The sequence below is a fragment of the Mucilaginibacter paludis DSM 18603 genome (assembly GCF_000166195.2).
GTDB lineage: Bacteria > Bacteroidota > Bacteroidia > Sphingobacteriales > Sphingobacteriaceae > Mucilaginibacter > Mucilaginibacter paludis.
The window spans coordinates 3048240-3066179 of record NZ_CM001403.1 but is presented as its reverse complement, the minus strand read 5'-3'; the positions used below and the strand labels follow the sequence as shown (position 1 = coordinate 3066179).

The following is a 17940-nucleotide window of genomic DNA, read 5'->3' as shown; positions in this document are numbered from 1 at the left end:
TTGAATGGCTGAACAGGCTGAACAAAAAAGCCTGTTTAGCCACCGCTTTGCTTTAACCGAAACCATTTTTGATGATGAAACGATACCTTTTATTGATTAGCTTTTGCTTTATGGCGTGCATGGCACACGCGCAAATAGTCATCACCAACCAGTCTTTCTCCATGGGGACCACCGGGCGGATAGGCTCGGGCATATCGCCCTCCATACCTGGGCACACTGGCCGGCAGCTAAACCTTACCGGGCAGGGATCGTTGGGCAGCAGGCTTGAGCAGGGAGACTATATAGATCTTTTGCCCTCCTTCCACTTTACGCCGGTAAATGCCAATAAGGATAGCACCCGGATTGATTTCCAGGCCAGGCTGGCCTTTTACTCCACCAATGGCACCTTTTTGGGCAACGTGAATTCAAGCTCTATCGGTGGTATGGTAAGCAGCCTGCCCGAGGCTTTTGTTGAAGCGAGCAACATTGTTGGCAGCCATTGGAGCGTTTGGGCCGGGGCAAGGTATATGCGTTATGACGACATCCATATTTGCGATTATTTTTATTTTGACGATCACTCTTCGCAGGGCTTTGGCGTTAAATACAAAAACACGTCCTTCTCCATGTTTTTTCCTGCGGCTATCGATACCTCCTCATCTGGCATATTACCCTATTCGTATGAGAATATCATCTCCGGAAAAAAATCACTCACTTACCGCCAGCGCGAGATCTTTGTTTTGGAACACAATATCCGTAAATGGCCGGGGAACGATATTAAACTTTTGGGCGAATTTCATCTCGTTGCCGGATCTGCCGCCAGGGCAACCCCTTACTACCCCGAAGATAAGGGCTGGGTTGCGGGGATAAAATGGTCGCACGACATTAAAACCGAACAAAAAGGTTCGTTTAATCAATTCGCCATACGTTACGGCACAGGTGTGGCTAACGGCGGCGATAACGGCAACACGCAAACCTGGCGTACTTATGGCGCACCAGATCCCATAACCGGGCTTTATACCGGTGCTTACTCATTTACCGCGGTCGAACATTTTTTGCTCAACTGCTCCAATAAGTTCAGCTTGAACGGCTACGCGGTATATATCCAAAGCAAGGGTGGCGGCACATCAATAAACGAGGCCCTGGATTATTACGGACGGCTGATACCGAACTATAAAACAGATTTTGTAACCGGGGCACGGGGCATTACCTACCTCACTAACTGGTTTCACCTGATTACCGAATTGCACTATGCCCAGAGGCAGGATGGCCAGAACCCCGATGCGCAGATGTGGAAGTTCATCATCGCTCCAACCATCGTTCCAACCGCCGAACGCAGCGTCTGGGCACGCCCGCATATCAGGCTGATTTGCTCATTTGCCCGCTATAACCATTATGCCGCCGAAAACGGGTACTCGGATTTTTTGCAACAGGCAGGCAACCAAAGATGGGGCACGTATTTTGGAGTAAGAACAGAATGGTGGATTTTTTAAACCTTATATTACAACGATGAAAACACAATTTGGAGCCTCGCTACTATCGTGGGCATTACCGTCGTGGACGGCTGAGAGCGGCAACTACGCGATTATGAAGACCGCAGCCGCGGGATTCGACCTGCTGGAAATATTGCTTCCACCATCAATGGAGCTGGATGCGGATACGGTTAAGCAACAGCTCCGCAAGCATCAGTTAGGTGTGGTTTGCTCGCTCAACCTGCCGGCCTTTGCCCATATTCCATTCTACCCCAAAGCGGCAGCAGAGCTGATCAAAAAAGCCCTGGAGAAAACAGCCGCGCTCGACGCCAGCTTTTTAGGCGGAGTGCTGCATGGCGGCATCGGCGTATTCTCGGGCCATCCGCTCACGCTGGAGGAAGAAAACCGGGTTTGCGAAGTTTGGGCCGAATGTGCCGGTTATGCCCAAACACTCGGCATCACCATCGGTGTAGAGCCGATTAACCGTTACGAGAGCTATGTGTGTACAGCGGCTTCGGATGTGTTGAGAATCATTGCCAGGGTAAATGCACCCAACCTGGGCCTGCACCTCGATACCTTCCACATGAATATAGAAGAGAATGGATTTTACGAACCCGTGATTAAAGCAGGAGATTTGCTGAAGCACCTGCACATAACAGAAAGCGACCGAGGTATGCTGGGCGAAGGCAATGTGCGCTGGGACGACCTGTTTAGCGGACTGGCAGCCATCAACTACACTGGGGCGCTGGTGCTCGAGAACTTTTCGTCATCGATACCCGGCATGGCCGAGGCTGTATCCCTGTGGCGGAAATCGCCTTACAATGCCGAAGATCTGGCCAAAGACAGCCTGGCATTTATGAAAGAGAAGGCCGCTATGGATGGGCTATTATAGGTACTGGACCCGGCCAGCCGGAAAAAAATAGGTATGACGATGAAAACTTATAGATTACCAAGTGCAAGAACAAAGCTGGCAAGGGCCCCGACTGCACGCCGGGCCGGGAGCTGGCCTTGCGGGCGGAAGGATCGGGCAGTATTGATGTTATTCACCTGTTGTTTGTTTTTTAAGGTGTTCATGAGCTTCCTCCGGTCGGTTTTGGTTTTTTTGTGTCAAGAGAAATTGCGTTAGCAATCATTCGCACCAAAAACAAACAGCAGGTGGATAAGGTAACAGCCACGCGGCGATTGAGCGTGCCGATGTTGTAAATTAAGAATACTGTACATTAGAGCAATAGTGTACATAATTGACAATCAAAAACTTAACCAGGTAAAATGATAAGCCGCATCAAAAAACACCTCGTACAGGGCCATGCCGCACGTCCTTCGATTACAGAGCCTGACGAAGTATAATGATGACCGCTTTCGCGCACAAAAAAAGGACGTGTTATACTGAGTAAGGAGCCGGCTATAAATTAAGAATATTGATTATACAAGCAAAATAAGAATGTCTGATAATCAATAACTTAAGTGGGCGTCATTATAGGCGCCTTTAACTTTCAATACCTGTAGCGCGGCTACTTAATTTACCTTGTGTTTTTATATTGAGTAGTCGCGGGGTATTGACAGTTTATTTACTTTACTTGGTTTTTGTATTCCTCGACCTATGCACTTGTTTTATGCGCATTCGATCAGTAATGATGTGTAGCAGCTTATTTGTAGATAAGCTGGTTTGCCCGATTGTATTTAGAATTGGCAGGTGCATCACTAATCACCTTGGTAACGCTATAGCACCACCATAGGCTGAATAAGGTTTACCCTGCCTTGTAAATCTACCCGTTGTTATCCCAGATGCTCGGGCATGCCGTTGGGGTCCATCCACATAAATTCCCAATGATGGCCGTCCAGGTCTGCAAAGCTGTGCTGGTACATAAAGCCGTAGTCGCTGGCCGGATTCGGTATTGTGGCGCCTGCTGCTTCTGCTTTGTTTACTATTTCGTTAACGGCATCTTTACTGTCGGTAGATATGCAAATAGCGCACTCTACAGCTTTGTGAGCATCTACAATTTCTTTTGTAGTAAAAGTCTGGAAGAAAGTTTCTGTCAGCAGCATGATGTAGATGGTATCGCTTACAATCATGCAGGTGGCTTTCTCGTTGGTAAATTGTGGGTTAAAAGTATAACCGAGTTTGGTGAAAAACTGTATAGATCTGTCGAGGTCTTTAACCGGGAGGTTCACAAAAATTTGAGTTGCCATAAATGTTTTTCTGATTTAGTTTTTTCAAAGGTACAGCAATGCCACCTACATACGCGTGTGTAAAAAGGACAAGTTTAGGGGGCAATTGCGACTTGTGGGCGGATATTGGTCTGGACGGGGGAGGGGGTGAATAACAAGGATAGTACCACTTAATATCAATTTCGAGGCCCACCAACTCATCCTTGCATCCTATTTAAAAGATAAAGAAAAAAACTTCCAACACTCCTGACATACTGCTGTCACACCGCCCTATTACTTTTGCCTAACACAATTAATTAAACGGCAATACCATCATGAAATTAACATCTTTAAGAATTATAACTGCTGAAATTAAACCTTTAGTTTGGTTTTTTGAACAAGTAACCGGATTGCCGGCTCAATGGTACACTGATGACTTTGCAGAAATCACTACCCTTACGGCTACCCTGGCCATAGGAAGCACCAGAACAATGAGCTTATTTGGCGAGGGATTAGTAAAGCCAGCCAGTAACCATAGCGTAATTATCGAGTTTCGCGTGGCCAATGTTGATGATGAATTCGAAAGAATCAGAGATTTTATTAAAGACATTGTTCAAGTACCAACCACAATGCCTTGGGGCAATCGTTCATTGTTATTTCGAGATCCGGATGGAAATTTAATTAATTTTTTTACGCCGGTTACAGCCGATGCGATCCGGAAATTTAGCTAACAAAAAAAAGTATTCAATAGGTGGCTCTCCTGTTGTAAATTTAGAGTTTCAGATTCGCTTGGCTATTGCTGCAGGCAAAGTATATAACTGGATTTAGCTCAAACATCAACGAGGGAGGCATTTTTTTAATAAACTTAATACACCATCTTTCGGCTTTCCTTATAGTGTAGCACATTCGTGAAAATTTGAGCGTATGTTATATGTTTTACCTGCTGATTTTTAGATTGTCAGACGAGTCTTTATACCTGTTTTTAGTCCGGTTTATCGATATACATACTATTACCTCTAAACCACTGATTTTCCGTCGTCCTGCTTTCATTTATTGGAGTGTCTTGTTTTTTCCGGTCCAGCCTAAACTGGTGTGGTTAAAACTATCATTGTATTTTAACCCGTAGCCAAACATACGGTCGAAAGAGGAATGCGCGAATAATAGTATTCCGAGCGAGATCATTATCTCCTGGTGCAGTAAAAAGCCCGCCGCAGATAGCAGCAAAGCCAGGCCGCGATGGTGGAACAAGTTATAAGTAAGAGCACCTACACGGTTATTAAATAGATAACCCAGCATAGAAAGGTCTGGCATTAAGAATAAGGGTATCCAAACCCAGAACGAGAAACCCAGGCTATGCCGTGTTAAAAAATAAATGGCAACGCCAGTGATAGCGACTTCTTCGAATTTAAGATTTAAGGCCATCGGTTTGGTAAATGGCTCTTGAGGTTTATTTTGATCGTTCATGAATTTTGTTTTTTTTCAAAGATGCAGTGTAAAATGCCGTCTCGTTCTTAAAAAATCAAAAAACTATAGTTTTCCTATCCCATCATTTCATTTGCTCCGGGTTTACTTAATTGCTTTAACATAAAAGCAGGCGCAATCCGGCTCATTATTAATACTCTGAAATCGTTACCCTGTATCGGCGATCGATTTCTTGAGTGGCATCAACGTAGTTACCTACTTTTGCTTATTATTGGTCACCCAAGTAGGTACTCAGCCTCTTCGTCAGTTAGCCTCAACCCTGCCCTTTTTTTGTTTTTAACCATTTTGTTTTAAGCCATTCACGCATGGGTTCATCATACCATTTCAAGCAGGCATAAGCTATGGTCACTGCAACGATCAATAACAGGGAGCCAACGGCAAGGCCCATAGTTATTGGAACTTTATGACTAACCACCCAGGCGGTATAAAGATAAATCAAGGGATAATGAGTAATGTAAATAGGGTAGGAGATGTCCCCCAAAAGCCGGCACAGTTTATTGGCATAAAAACCGTTTAATGTGCCGCCAGCGCCAATTGCTATCACAACCGGGAAAACAACAATAATTACCAACGATTCATATAGCCCATTCATCCATAAATGCTGTTCGTCGCCTATGCGTGGCATACATAAAACAATGGCGACGATGAGGCTGCAAATCATAAATGCACCTTTGATGTGTATCAGCTTATCCATACGCGATAAGAGTACACCGGCAAAAAAGGGATAGAGCATGCGTGTAAAACCAATATTGAGCTGATCGCCATTTAACGACCAGCCGCCAATTACATCGCCGCGCGGCCCCATCACCGTATAATGGATCAGTAAACATGCCGCCAAAAGCACAAACACGGCCAGTGCTTTTTTAGAAAACTTGCGGATAACCAGCGCGTATAAAATATTAGCGATGTACTCGAAAAAAAGCGACCAGGCCGGCCCGTTCAGCGGGTGCATTTCCTGCCAGCCCCTGATATCCATCGATACCGGTAGCGGTATAAGGGTAAAGCCAACTAACATTACCAGCAGCATTTGCCAAAGCGGTGTTTGGGCAATTAAGGCAAAAACCTCACTTGCCTGGAAATAAAATAAAACAGCCCCTATGATAGTGCCTGCAATAAGCATGGGTTGTAAACGTATAATACGGCGCTTATAAAAATCCCACACACTCATTTTGGCCCAGCGGTCATCATAAGCGTAGGCCACTACAAAGCCCGAAAGCAGGAAAAAGAAATCTACAGCTAAATAACCATGATTAATAATCTGCTTAAAACGGTTGCCATCGGCAAAAGCCTCCATGATATGGAAAGCCACTACCAATAAAGCGGCAACACCGCGCAGGCCATCTAAAATTTGGTAATGGTTTTTGGGTTCAATAAGGCCTGTTGTTTTACTCATGTTATTAAGTATTGGTCCGTATTATTGGTAATGATGTAGCCGGTGTCATGTTAATCTGTTACGCCGACTAAAAAAGCCGGCTTATTTTACAGGAAGTAAATATGTTAAAAAAGTTTTACTTTATGGTTGCTTCTGAGCCCACGCTATCCGAAGTTTCTACCTTCGGATCACGATGCCCGTAGATCATCTGATGTTTTTTAGTAAAAGTACCTGTACATCAATCTTATTCTTTATTTTTTTAACGCTTGGTTTCGAATACGGCTAAGCGTTTCTTTAGTAATACCCAGGTAGGAGGCAATGATGTGTTGTGGAAAGCGCTGAAGGAAATCCGGATAGTTCTGTATGAGCTCATCATACCGGTATTCTGCTGTATAATTGATTGAAGAATGTAACCTGCGCTGCATGGCCATGTGATGGGCATCATCAAGCTTTTTTCGCAATTCACAAAATGCAGGAATGGCATTTACTTTATCGTACCAACCCTCTGTTTTGGGCAGCATCAACACTTCGGTTTCTTCCCAGGCATCTATGTTATAGATCGAGGGCGTTAATTTGTGATAGCTTTCCCTGTCGGATGTCCACCAGTTCTCTATACCCAAATTCAGCACATGTTGGTTTCCTTTATCGTCTACGGTATATTGGCGCACTGCCCCTTTTACGATAAACGAAATGTATTTGCATACCTCACCTTCCCGTAACAGGAATTGCCTTTTTTTAAACTGTTTAGGTACAAACGCTTTTTGGATCAACTGTATGTCTTCCTGAGAAAGAGGTATAGACGACTGCTTGCTAAAATAGTTAAAAAGAGATATGAACATTTACAAAGCTAAAAAATACCCCGCCTATTCCCATTGTCATACATCGCGAAGTCAACCATGTTAGCGTTCGTTGATGGACATCAACAATTTTACTATCGGCGATCATCGTTTAGCGCTTACCACCCGCCTAAATTTGTAAATTAAGATAGAAGAAATGCTCGAGTTCATAAAAAAGGGGGATTAACTCTAATTCTCCGCAGGTGCCATAAAAGCATATAAATGTTTCACTTTTTCATTTTCAATCAGAAAAAAGTCCATGCTGTTTAACATTCCTCCGCTGGTTTGGATATGCCCGAAAAGCCTTGCACTGTTCTGAAGTTCCTCAATTGGTTTGGCTGCGGAAAAATTAAATGCCGGATCCTCAGCAATAAGCTTTCCAATAAAATCCGACACTGCTTTTAAACCGTCAAGAATGAATTCTTTATCGTACATTTTAATGTCGTCTGAATAAATCTTTTTAAGCAGTTCATCCCGCTTCGCCCCATCTTTTTCATTCCAGGCGGCTACATGTATTTCTTGCAGTTCGCTAAATAATTTATTTGCCATTATAGTTTGCTTTTTTTCGGGAATTAACTGATATCATTATTGGGTAACAATACCCATAAACAAATTTACGCTCCCCATTTTAAAATCAAGTTGATGTATATCAACAAATGATATCAGCATGCGAAAATTTACGGTATAAACCCCAATAGCCGAAGTTTCTAACTTCGGATCACTCCCTGTCGGCTTCTTTTTGTTGTTTAGCTGTAAGCTTAACAGGAAAAACAAACGATTCGGCAAGTGCTTCGGGGGTATGCTGCTTTAACAATTTCTTATAACTTATATCTCGTATGTGTTAATCAGATAAATAAATCTGCTGTCCGGCTGGTTTGTACAACAACGGACTGACACATTACCAGGCCAAGCTGAATAGCCCTTTTCACTGGTAAGCATAGCCGTTCGTCGGAGACATTCGGACAACAGACTACGGATAACTGGGCATTGTAGAAATCAATTCAGATGGCAAGACGATTACTCCTTTCTGCAATAAGTATATCCATCAGTTGATAAGAGGCTCTCTAGAACTACTCACTGATAACTCACGTACTTGGAACAGTGGTTGATAAAAATTTCATCAACCTACCTAAAGGATTACAACAAGAAATTGATCCTTAATTTAAAATAACAAAAAAAAACACTTATGAAAAGATTCTAATCATAGTTATGATACTTGGATATACGGGTACAATTTCAGATATTACACGTCCGGAAAATAACCATATTCCCCAACTACTATGCTTAAAAACGACCAACTACAATCTGTTCTTAGTACCGCAATAGAAATTGCTCAGGCCGAAAACGCTGATCATATTCTGCCGCTACTTACTAAGGCAGAGTTGAGTATAGAGCAAACTGGGTATAATAACTGGAATAATGGCACCGATTATTTTACCATTTTTGTGACAGTCGACGTAAAGTCTTACGTTTCAGTTAAAAGCAACTTGAAAGCTATTGAGGATGATCTCCTACAAAGATTTACAGAAACCATACGACGATCCGAAAGCGAAGAACTTGTCCAAGTCAATATCATTCCGAGGGCCTCTTCGACTATCCCTGAAATGAATGTACACCGGCCACTTTCGGAGGCGGAACTTGAACGGAAGGCACTCTTGATTGGTTATCTTAACCAGGCATCCGAAGACGATCTTATCGGCGAGATCTTAATGCCATTATTCCGGTACATGGGTTTTCAACGCATTACTATAGCCGGTCATAAAGATAAAGCCCTCGAATATGGAAAAGATATTTGGATGAGATATGTACTGCCGACGCAAAATGTGCTTTATTTCGGGATACAGGCGAAGAAAGGGAAATTAGATTCCGCAGGTATGGGAAAGCCCGGCAATGCAAATATTGCTGAAATACATAATCAGGTGACGATGATGTTAGGACATGAAGTATTTGACCACGAATTGGGGCGAACTGCGCTCGTCGATCATGCTTTTATCATTGCGGGAGGTGAAATAACGAAACACGCCAAAAACTGGATCGCCCACGAATTAGACAGGTCAAAGCGGAGCCAGATCATGTTTATGGATAGGGAAGATATTTTAAACCTATTTATTGTAAACGGTATATCGCTTCCGCCAGCGGCGTTCCCGCCGATAAAAGACAACTCGGCTGACGACCTACCATTTTGATCATACACCAGATGATGACAACTGCCTTTTTTGAACTGCTTCTATCGTCGCCCGAAAGCAACACCTTGGATTTTAAAGAAAAAAGCTATAGGTTTGACCTGAACAAAGATACCGAAGACGCCAAGTTCGTTAAGGATCTTTTGAGCTTTGCCAATACGGTACGTGTTGTTCCTGCTTATATTATATCAGGAGTCAGAAGTAGTGAAGGTCAAAATTTCCCGGTAGGTATTGATTCTTTTACCGACGATGCTATTCTACAGCAGAAAGTAAAAGGAAAGATTGGCCCAGCAATTAATTTCCTAAGTTACACTTTCAGTTACCGAAATCTGCTTTTTGGCATTATCGAAATTCCGATCAAGTATTACCCAGAGCCTTTGTCTGCGACGTTGAAACTTAAAGGAATAGATGCCGGAATTATTTACATCCGTCGTGGGTCGTCAAACTCAGAGGCGAGCGGTAGAGAAATTCTGGAAATTGCCAACTGGATGAAATCCTTAATGATTAAAAATGATCTTGAGCCAGTACAGGAAGAAATATCCGCTTTGATACAAGACTTTTCGGATCACAAAATCCTTCTTTCTACCTCTTTTAATAAGACATTCAAACTATTAAAGAAGGTTCAACAGTCCGAATTACAGGAGTTTTGTATTAAAGAAATCACGGGGTACAAAAACGAAGAGGCCGAAGCAATGGACACGGCAACATACAGAATGGGATTAGTAATTGTAAGTCCCTATGAGGTTGAGCCGTCTTGGATTGGCTTTAGAACAAGCGATCAAGTAATCGATGAAATGAAAAGATCGGATGGCTTTCAGGATATGAAACTTTTTTTCAACCAAACCCTGGTTGAATTGGAAAATAAAATTAGATCGATGAAAGAGAAAAACAACCAGGCCGTGGCTACTTTTTCCGATAGCTCCAAAAAAATATTTCCTCACATGGATACGATGCCCGACGGCACCATTTTCGTCTACATAGGATTGGCTTCTTTTTTAAATGTTTACGAGGGTATCAGAAAGGCGGCAATTAAACGCCTTGTAAACTTACAATTAACCCTGAACTAAATGAATATCAGGAGAACAATTGAAGAATATCAAGACCTCGAAAAAGGTGACGTTTTTCTGTCAGTAGATTTTTTTAGCAACTCATTCGATTATATAACCCCGATAGCCGAAGCTTCTTAACTTCGGCTAACTCCCCTGTAGGTTTCTCTTTGTTGTTTAGGCGTGGGCTTAACAGGAAAAACAAACGATTCAGCAAGTTCTTCGGGTGTATGCTGCTTTAACAATTTATTATAACTCAGATCTCGTATGTATTAATCAGATCAATAAATAAACCTGTTGTTCGGCTGGTTTGTACAACAACAGGACTGACACATTACCAAGCCAAGCTGAATAGCCCTTTTCACACGTAAGTATAGCCGTCCGATTTCGGAGACATTCGGACAACAAACTACGGATAACTGGGTAAAGTATTATCTACAATATTTATATTAGATTTATATATTGCCTCAATAGTTATGGAAGTACAAATTCAATTATACGATAAGAGAGAAAAAGTTCTTACAACTACATGCGTGGAGAAATTGACCGAAAACAGATTCAGGATGGCTGAAAATGATATTTTTGATTGTCGGCTCACCAAGGGGACAGAATTCGAGACGCGGTTAAATCAGGATGGCCAGCATGTGATCGTTAGAGTCATCAAAAATTCTGAATATGTTACCCGAAGATTCCTGCTTCCAATTAATTTCAACGTTAATGACTACCGAATGCTTGGCGACGAACTTGGAAACCGCGGAGGATTTTGGCAAGTGGATTTTGGCGGATTCTTAACTATCAATATACCAAAGAATTTCGAGTTCGATATCGACTCCGTAATTAAGGAGTTCGAATTGAAAGTGTCGGAAATCAGATAACGGACATAATTGCCACTCTATCCGAAGTTTCTTAACTTCGGGATAGGATGAAAATCTAACCTCCTAACCCATAGACGAACGGGCCATTGTTGTATTTAATTACACCTATTATCGGGCTGGTTTGTACAACAACAGGACTGACACATTACCAAGCCAAGCTGAATAGCCCTTTTCACTCGTAAGCATAGTCGTCCGAAGTCGGAGACATTCGGACAACAAACTACGGATAACTGGGCAAAAAATCTCGGTTAACGAAGCTAATCTCAATGTATTTCAAGACAAGTATTCTCATTTGTACTGCATGTATGCTATAAACAACAGGATAGCACATAAGACTCACAGATTTAACGAAAGAAATATCAAATTTGGCGAATCAGCCATGTGAATCAAAAATCCGAATGTATTTATTGAGTGGCTTAAAACGGCGATTGCAAAACTGGATCAGGATTGCAAATATATATGCCTGTAATTTATTATAATGAGGAAAGCCGGCCAGCTAAATTAATTGGTATAAGGAAAGTCACCACAATAATCTGAATAGATAGTAACGAGGAGTACGCATAGTATTTAAAACTTAGTAACAAGAACAATAGGAAGAACAAGAAGAAAAAGAAAAACAGAAAGAACAGGAAATGCAACGAAACCAGCAAGAGCAACAAGAAAATTAGTTCCAAATGTTTCACTTTGAAACATTTTGTTATATCTTTGCTCAAGAAGAGTTAAGAGAAGTTAAGAAGGATTTCAATTATCAATAGTAACGAAAGTAAATTCTTCCTTCAAAGAAGATGCTATAGCAACAGTACAAATAGTATATACAGCAAAAAGGAAGAGAAAAACATAATTTGCAATTGCCAATATGGGAATTGAGAGGATACCGGTCTATCAAACAAGTGAACACTCCCAACCCCGTCCAAATGGCTACGTATTAACTGTCTTTACAGTTATATGCAAATATAAGCAAATAACCCTGAAGCTACAACTTTGGGGTTCTTTGTTTAAAAACATTCTACATATAACGGATCAAGTGACATAATGGGGGGGGTAAAAAAACTAAACCAGGTCATTCCACACTTCAAACCTTATGAATTATTCACCCTATCAAATTCAGTTCACCAAGAACCATATTATTTTATTCAATAACTTTTATAAAGTTATAAACTGGCAATCTTTCTTTTCTGATTTATATTGAAATGTTCATTTTATTTGGGGTTACCAGTGTAATTAATTGCCAGAAAATCCACCATCTCCTTTTGTAACTAATATCAAATCTTCTAAAGAAAACCAATCTTCTCGATGAATTGCCTCTGCACCACTAAAATGAGAGCACTTTGCTTGAATTCCATTTTCATGTATTTCAAGAACACTCATTTGTAATCCACCATTTATTGTAGGATTAATGTGTCTAACATAGTCACCTTCTTCTATGTGATTTTTCATATTATACTGATTGTTATATTGGTAAATATAGACAAAAATAATTTCAAAGATAGTGATAAGCCCCCCCGCTATCCGAAGTTTCTTAACTTCGAATCACTATGCTCGTAGTCTCCCTCCCCAAAACACAAAAGCCGCTCTACTTTCGTAAAGCGGCTTAGTAGCCCGTAGGGGAATCGAACCCCTGTTTCTAGAATGAAAATCTAACGTCCTAACCCCTAGACGAACGGGCCATTGCTTTTTCTGAGTATTTAGTACTGAGTCTTTAATCTTCGTATTTTCCCAAAGCCTACTCATTTGCTTTGGACTGATGATGATCAACTTATTATTTGTAGCCCGTAGGGGAATCGAACCCCTGTTTCTAGAATGAAAATCTAACGTCCTAACCCCTAGACGAACGGGCCATTTTTGTATTTGATTACTCCAATGGCGCTGCAAATTTTAATATCAAACTTGCAAACATTAAAAAGAACACCCTTATTTTGGGATTGCAAAGATATAAGTTTAAAAATAATTTAAAAATTTTATCTTAAATTTTTTATCAGTGTAATATCATAGTTTATTTTCAACACATTATTGGCTACCCTAAAACAAAAAAAGCCTCCGTTTCTTTCTTATAACAGCGCAGGCTTAGTACCCCGTTAATTACTTATGCTGATTGATAAAAGCGGCGCAAATAAATTCACCCCAATTATTTACTATATTCATATCATCAAATCAACCTTTATGAAAGCAGTTTGGAACAACCAGGTTATTGCCGATAGCAACGATACCATTGTGATAGAGCGTAACCATTATTTCCCCGAAAACAGCATCCGCAAGGAGTTTTTTAAACCTTCTGCCACACATACCACCTGCCCCTGGAAAGGGTTGGCTTCCTATTATACCTTGGAGGTTGACGGTGAAACCAACCCCGATGCCGCCTGGTATTACCCGGAACCCAAAGAGGCGGCCGCCGAAATTAAAAATTATGTGGCCTTTTGGAAGGGAGTAAAAGTAAGCGAATGAAAATTTACGACGCTATAGTAATTGGCTCCGGCCAGGCTGGCACGCCTTTGGCAAAAAAACTGGCCATGGCCGGCAAAAAAACGGCTATCATTGAAAAACGCATGGTGGGCGGCACCTGCATTAACGATGGCTGCACACCCACCAAGGCCATGGTAGCATCGGCAAAAATGGCTTACCTGGCCGGGCATAGCGATAACCTGGGCGTGCATATTAAAAATTTCACGGTTGATTTACCGCAGATCCTTAAACGGAAAAACGAAATTGTTAAATCGTTCCAGGGCGGCGCACAAAAGGGATTGGAAGGTACTGCTGGCCTCGACCTGATATTTGGCGAGGCCGTTTTTACAGGCCCCCAAGCCATCATGGTAAAGCTAAAAGATGGCGGTACCGAAGAGATGCAGGCCGATTTGATATTCATCAATACCGGGGCCAAAACCGCAATACCCGATGTGCCGGGTTTAAGCGATATCGATTACCTCACCTCAACCTCTATCCTGGAGCTCGAAACCGTGCCCCAACATCTGCTTATCATCGGCGCAAGCTATATCGGGATGGAGTTTGGGCAGATGTTCCGCCGGTTTGGCAGTAAGATCACTATGCTCGAAACTTCGCCGCGCGCGCTGCCTAAAGAGGATGAGGATATCGCCGAAGAGATCGTCAAAATACTGGAGGCCGAAGAGATTACCTTTCACGCCGATGCCAAAGTGACTAAAGTAAGCAAAAAGCCCAATGGCGATTTGGAGGCCGAAATAACGGTGGTGGGCGAAACCAGGCTTATAAGTTGTTCGCATATTTTGGTGGCGGCAGGCCGTAAGCCCCAAACGGAGGCTTTGGGGCTGCAAAAAGCCGGCGTTGAAACAGATGATAGAGGCTACGTTAAGGTGAATGATAGGCTGGAAACCAACATACCCGGCGTTTATGCCCTGGGCGATGTTAAGCCCGGGCCCGCCTTTACGCACATTGCCTATAACGATTATACCATTGTTTACCGCAATTTAATTGAAAAGGCCAACCTGAGCATTAAAAACAGGCTGGTGCCTTACTGCATGTTTACCGATCCGCCGCTGGGCCGTGTTGGTATCACCGAAGCAGAAGCTAAAAAGCAGGGTTTGAATTATAAAGTGGCCAAGCTGCCCATGCAGTATGTGGCCCGTGCCATTGAAGTTGGCGATACGCGGGGCTTTATGAAAGCCATTGTGGATGCCGATACCAAAAAGATATTGGGCGTGGCTATACTGGGTGAAGAAGGCGGCGAGATTGTGTCGGTAATGCAGATGGCCATGGTAGGCGGTATTACTTATCCCGAAATCAGGTATATGGTGTTCGCGCACCCTACCTACTCCGAATCGTTAAACAATTTATTCATGAAGTTGGATAGCCTCACCCAACCCTCTCCAAAGGAGAGGGCTTTTTAAAGCGGTGAATTTAGGGTAGCGGGACAGGGCGGCCTCACCCAACCCTCTCCAAAGGAGAGGGCTTTTAATGCGGTGAATTTTGGGTGCCATCTTTTTAAAGCAGTGAAGTTCAAGTCCTCTCCTTTGGAGAGGATTTAGGTGAGGCATTTATTTATTACTATATGATAGCCGTTAAAAACTTAAGCAAACATTTTGGACAGGTAAAGGCGGTTGATGATATTTCGTTCGGGGTGAACGAGGGCGAGAACATGATTTTGCTCGGCACCAGCGGCTGCGGCAAAACCACCACGCTAAAAATGATCAACCGTTTAATTGAGCCTACAAAAGGCGAGATCTCGGTGAACGGCAAAAGCGTTTATGAGCAGTCGCCCGAGGTGCTGCGCCGGGGCATAGGCTACGTTTTGCAGAATAACGGCTTATTTCCGCATTATACCGTTGCCGAAAATATGGCCATTGTTCCGCAGCTTTTAGGCTGGGATAAAAGCCGGATTGCCGAAAGGATTAACGAGCTGACCGGCAAGCTGCACCTGCAACCGGAGCAGCTTGCCGTATATCCCGATCAGCTAAGCGGCGGACAGCAGCAAAGAGTGGGCCTGGCGAGGGCGCTGATGGCCGATCCGCCGGTGTTGCTAATGGATGAGCCTTTCGGCGCGCTCGACCCCGTAACGCGCTTTAAAATACGCCGCGAGTTTAAGGAACTGGACGAGCTGAAACGCAAAACCATCATCATGGTGACCCACGATGTGCAGGAAGCCTTTGAAATGGGCGACCGGATCTGCCTGATGGACCAGGGCCGCATCGTGCAAACCGGAACACTCGCGCAGTTGCTGTTTAAACCGGCTAACAGTTTTGTACAGGAGTTTTTAAAAGAGCAGCGCCTGCAGCTGGAGTTTAAGGCAGTAACGGTAATGGATCTGTGGGATACCCTGCCGGATGATCTGTCAACGTCCGCAACCGGGCTGATCAATCCAAACTTTACCGTTTGGGAAGCGCTGGAAGTATTAACCGGCCGCCCTCAAAAAACGGCCTCCGTCGCTCATCCCGGCAACGGCCAATCAAAAACCCTGACTTTTGAGGGTCTGATGGCGGCTTTTTATCACTATCAAATTACGGAGGCTAAATGAAAGAAGGACAACAAAGCTTACTTGACTTTATGCGCCAGGAATCGGATAAAATAGCCGGGCAAACCTTAACGCATATCGGCTTAACATTTACCTCGCTGTTCATCGCCATCCTCATCGGTTTACCGCTGGGCATTTTTATCGCCCGTAAAAAACAATTTTCGGGTGCCGTTTTAGGCTTTGCCGGGGTAATGCAAACCATTCCGAGCATCGCTTTATTAGGTTTTTTGATCCCCATTTTAGGCATCGGCGCCAAGCCCGCCATCTTCGCCTTATTTTTATATGCATTGCTGCCCATCATCCGCAATACCTATACGGGCATTACCCAGGTTGATGCTACCATTAAAGAAGCGGCCAAAGGCATGGGCATGAGCTATAGTCAAATTTTATTAAAGGTGGAGCTGCCCCTGGCTATGCCGGTTATTCTGGCCGGTATCCGTACGGCTACGGTAATTAATGTGGGGGTGGCTACGCTGGCATCGTTAATTGCCGCGGGCGGCCTGGGCGAGTTTATTTTTGGCGGCATCTCCCTAAACAATACCAACATGATTTTGGCCGGGGCCATACCATCGGCACTGCTGGCCATTGTTTTTGATTTTTTGCTTTCGCGGATCCAGAACATCAACTTTAAAAAAATGAGGTCGGGTGCCTGGGCTGTACCTGCCGCTATTTTGTTCCTGGCCTCGTTTTACCTCATCCCCTCTGCTTACGGCGGCAAACTCACTGCCGGTTTCACGCCCGAGTTTATGGGCCGGAAGGATGGCGATCTGGGCCTCAAACAAAAATACGGCCTTAAAATCCATACGGTGGTGATCAGCGATGCCGTGATGTACAAAGCCGCTTACGAGAAACACCTCGACGTGATTAGCGGTTACTCTACCGATGGGCGCCTTAAAGCTTTTGATCTGGTGGTTTTAAAAGATGATAAAGGCATCTTTCCGCCCTATTATGCTGCGCCTATCGTATCCGGAACGGCGCTTCAAAAATTCCCAAAACTGGAAGCTACGCTCAATTTACTTTCGGGCCATATCACCGATTCCATCATGACGGAGCTCAACTACCGGGTTGATTACCTGCACCAGAGCCCCGAAGCCGTGGCTAAGGATTTTTTAGTATCCAAGGGCCTGTACAAACCGTCGCGCAATGGCAGCGCGGGCACGGTGCGCATCGGCTCAAAAATTTTTGGCGAGCAATACATTTTAGCGGGCATGTACAGCTTACTGATTAAAGGCAATACCGATTATGATGTAGCCACTAAAACCGGCCTGGGTGGTACTAAAATTTGCTTTGACGCGCTAACCAACAACCAGATTGATTTTTACCCCGAATATACCGGCACCGGTTTATTGGTGATGTTGCAGGCAGACAGCAAAACCATCGACTCGTTAGCTGGCGATAAACAGAAAGTTTACAATTACGTGAGCGGACAGTTTAAAACTAAATACGGTATATTGTGGTTAAAGCCTATAGGGTTTAATAACGCTTATGCGTTGATGATGCGAAGAAAACAGGCCCAAAGCCTGGATATTAAAACAATTTCGAACTTAAAACGATACCTGGATAATCAATAGA

At 43.4% G+C, this 17940-nt stretch carries 16 protein-coding genes and 2 tRNA genes; 10 read left to right on the top strand and 8 right to left on the bottom strand.

Annotation, left to right across the window (positions count from 1 at the left end; genetic code table 11):
• The first annotated feature begins 71 nt into the window (after positions 1 to 71).
• Both MUCPA_RS12890 and MUCPA_RS12885 read left to right on the top strand, forming a co-directional pair.
• Positions 72 to 1469, top strand: a complete 1398-nt coding sequence (locus MUCPA_RS12890; RefSeq protein WP_217220483.1) for a carbohydrate porin — start codon at positions 72 to 74, stop codon at positions 1467 to 1469.
• 16 nt (positions 1470 to 1485) lie between these two features.
• On the top strand, positions 1486 to 2340 hold the full coding sequence (locus MUCPA_RS12885; protein WP_008506882.1) for a sugar phosphate isomerase/epimerase family protein: 855 nt from the start codon (positions 1486 to 1488) through the stop codon (positions 2338 to 2340).
• An 884-nt stretch (positions 2341 to 3224) separates the two neighbouring features.
• Here MUCPA_RS12885 and MUCPA_RS12880 read toward each other — a convergent pair.
• Positions 3225 to 3638 (bottom strand): VOC family protein, encoded by a 414-nt coding sequence (locus tag MUCPA_RS12880; protein WP_008506881.1) that lies wholly within the window; start codon positions 3636 to 3638, stop codon positions 3225 to 3227.
• A gap of 293 nt (positions 3639 to 3931) precedes the next feature.
• On the opposite strand from MUCPA_RS12880, the gene MUCPA_RS12875 reads away from it, so the two are divergent.
• Positions 3932 to 4327, top strand: coding sequence for a VOC family protein (locus MUCPA_RS12875; protein WP_008506880.1), 396 nt, complete (start codon positions 3932 to 3934; stop codon positions 4325 to 4327).
• A 319-nt stretch (positions 4328 to 4646) separates the two neighbouring features.
• Here the strand turns inward: MUCPA_RS12875 and MUCPA_RS12870 are convergent, their stop codons facing one another.
• The 4 genes from MUCPA_RS12870 to MUCPA_RS12855 form a co-directional block, all read right to left on the bottom strand.
• The gene (locus MUCPA_RS12870; RefSeq protein WP_008506879.1) at positions 4647 to 5060 is read right to left on the bottom strand and encodes a DUF4260 domain-containing protein; all 414 of its coding nucleotides are present in this window, start codon (positions 5058 to 5060) and stop codon (positions 4647 to 4649) included.
• 271 nt (positions 5061 to 5331) lie between these two features.
• A complete protein-coding gene (locus MUCPA_RS12865) occupies positions 5332 to 6471 on the bottom strand; it encodes an acyltransferase family protein (protein WP_008506877.1) in 1140 nt (379 codons plus the stop codon).
• Between the two features lie 230 nt (positions 6472 to 6701).
• Positions 6702 to 7289, bottom strand: a complete 588-nt coding sequence (locus tag MUCPA_RS12860) for a Crp/Fnr family transcriptional regulator (RefSeq protein ID WP_008506875.1) — start codon at positions 7287 to 7289, stop codon at positions 6702 to 6704.
• Between the two features lie 186 nt (positions 7290 to 7475).
• Positions 7476 to 7835, bottom strand: coding sequence for a hypothetical protein (locus tag MUCPA_RS12855; RefSeq protein ID WP_008506874.1), 360 nt, complete (start codon positions 7833 to 7835; stop codon positions 7476 to 7478).
• 731 nt (positions 7836 to 8566) lie between these two features.
• Here MUCPA_RS12855 and MUCPA_RS38670 point away from each other — a divergent pair.
• The 3 genes from MUCPA_RS38670 to MUCPA_RS12840 all read left to right on the top strand — a co-directional run bounded on the left by MUCPA_RS38670 (position 8567) and on the right by MUCPA_RS12840 (position 11390).
• Positions 8567 to 9472: a hypothetical protein gene (locus tag MUCPA_RS38670; protein WP_008506873.1), complete on the top strand. Its 906-nt coding sequence runs from the start codon at positions 8567 to 8569 to the stop codon at positions 9470 to 9472.
• A gap of 65 nt (positions 9473 to 9537) precedes the next feature.
• Complete coding sequence (locus tag MUCPA_RS12845; protein ID WP_169316169.1) at positions 9538 to 10536, top strand: ATP-binding protein; 999 nt, start codon at positions 9538 to 9540, stop codon at positions 10534 to 10536.
• Positions 10537 to 10991: 455 nt separating this feature from the next.
• Entirely contained in the window at positions 10992 to 11390 is a 399-nt protein-coding gene (locus MUCPA_RS12840; RefSeq protein WP_008506868.1) for a hypothetical protein, read from the top strand.
• A gap of 1221 nt (positions 11391 to 12611) precedes the next feature.
• On the opposite strand, the gene MUCPA_RS12835 is transcribed toward MUCPA_RS12840, so the two are convergent.
• The 3 genes from MUCPA_RS12835 to MUCPA_RS12825 all read right to left on the bottom strand — a co-directional run bounded on the left by MUCPA_RS12835 (position 12612) and on the right by MUCPA_RS12825 (position 13228).
• Complete coding sequence (locus MUCPA_RS12835) at positions 12612 to 12827, bottom strand: hypothetical protein (protein WP_008506867.1); 216 nt, start codon at positions 12825 to 12827, stop codon at positions 12612 to 12614.
• A 158-nt stretch (positions 12828 to 12985) separates the two neighbouring features.
• Positions 12986 to 13057: transfer RNA gene (locus tag MUCPA_RS12830), tRNA-Glu, on the bottom strand.
• A gap of 99 nt (positions 13058 to 13156) precedes the next feature.
• Positions 13157 to 13228 (bottom strand) — tRNA-Glu (locus MUCPA_RS12825).
• 247 nt (positions 13229 to 13475) lie between these two features.
• On the opposite strand from MUCPA_RS12825, the gene MUCPA_RS12820 reads away from it, so the two are divergent.
• The 4 genes from MUCPA_RS12820 to MUCPA_RS12805 all read left to right on the top strand — a co-directional run bounded on the left by MUCPA_RS12820 (position 13476) and on the right by MUCPA_RS12805 (position 17939).
• Positions 13476 to 13832 (top strand): DUF427 domain-containing protein, encoded by a 357-nt coding sequence (locus MUCPA_RS12820; protein ID WP_008506866.1) that lies wholly within the window; start codon positions 13476 to 13478, stop codon positions 13830 to 13832.
• Complete coding sequence (locus MUCPA_RS12815) at positions 13829 to 15247, top strand: mercuric reductase (RefSeq protein WP_008506865.1); 1419 nt, start codon at positions 13829 to 13831, stop codon at positions 15245 to 15247. Before MUCPA_RS12820 ends, MUCPA_RS12815 begins: the two co-directional genes overlap by 4 nt.
• Before the next feature lie 161 nt (positions 15248 to 15408).
• Entirely contained in the window at positions 15409 to 16371 is a 963-nt protein-coding gene (locus MUCPA_RS12810) for an ABC transporter ATP-binding protein (protein WP_008506863.1), read from the top strand.
• The gene (locus MUCPA_RS12805) at positions 16368 to 17939 is read left to right on the top strand and encodes an ABC transporter permease/substrate-binding protein (protein WP_008506862.1); all 1572 of its coding nucleotides are present in this window, start codon (positions 16368 to 16370) and stop codon (positions 17937 to 17939) included. Before MUCPA_RS12810 ends, MUCPA_RS12805 begins: the two co-directional genes overlap by 4 nt.
• Position 17940 lies beyond the last annotated feature (1 nt).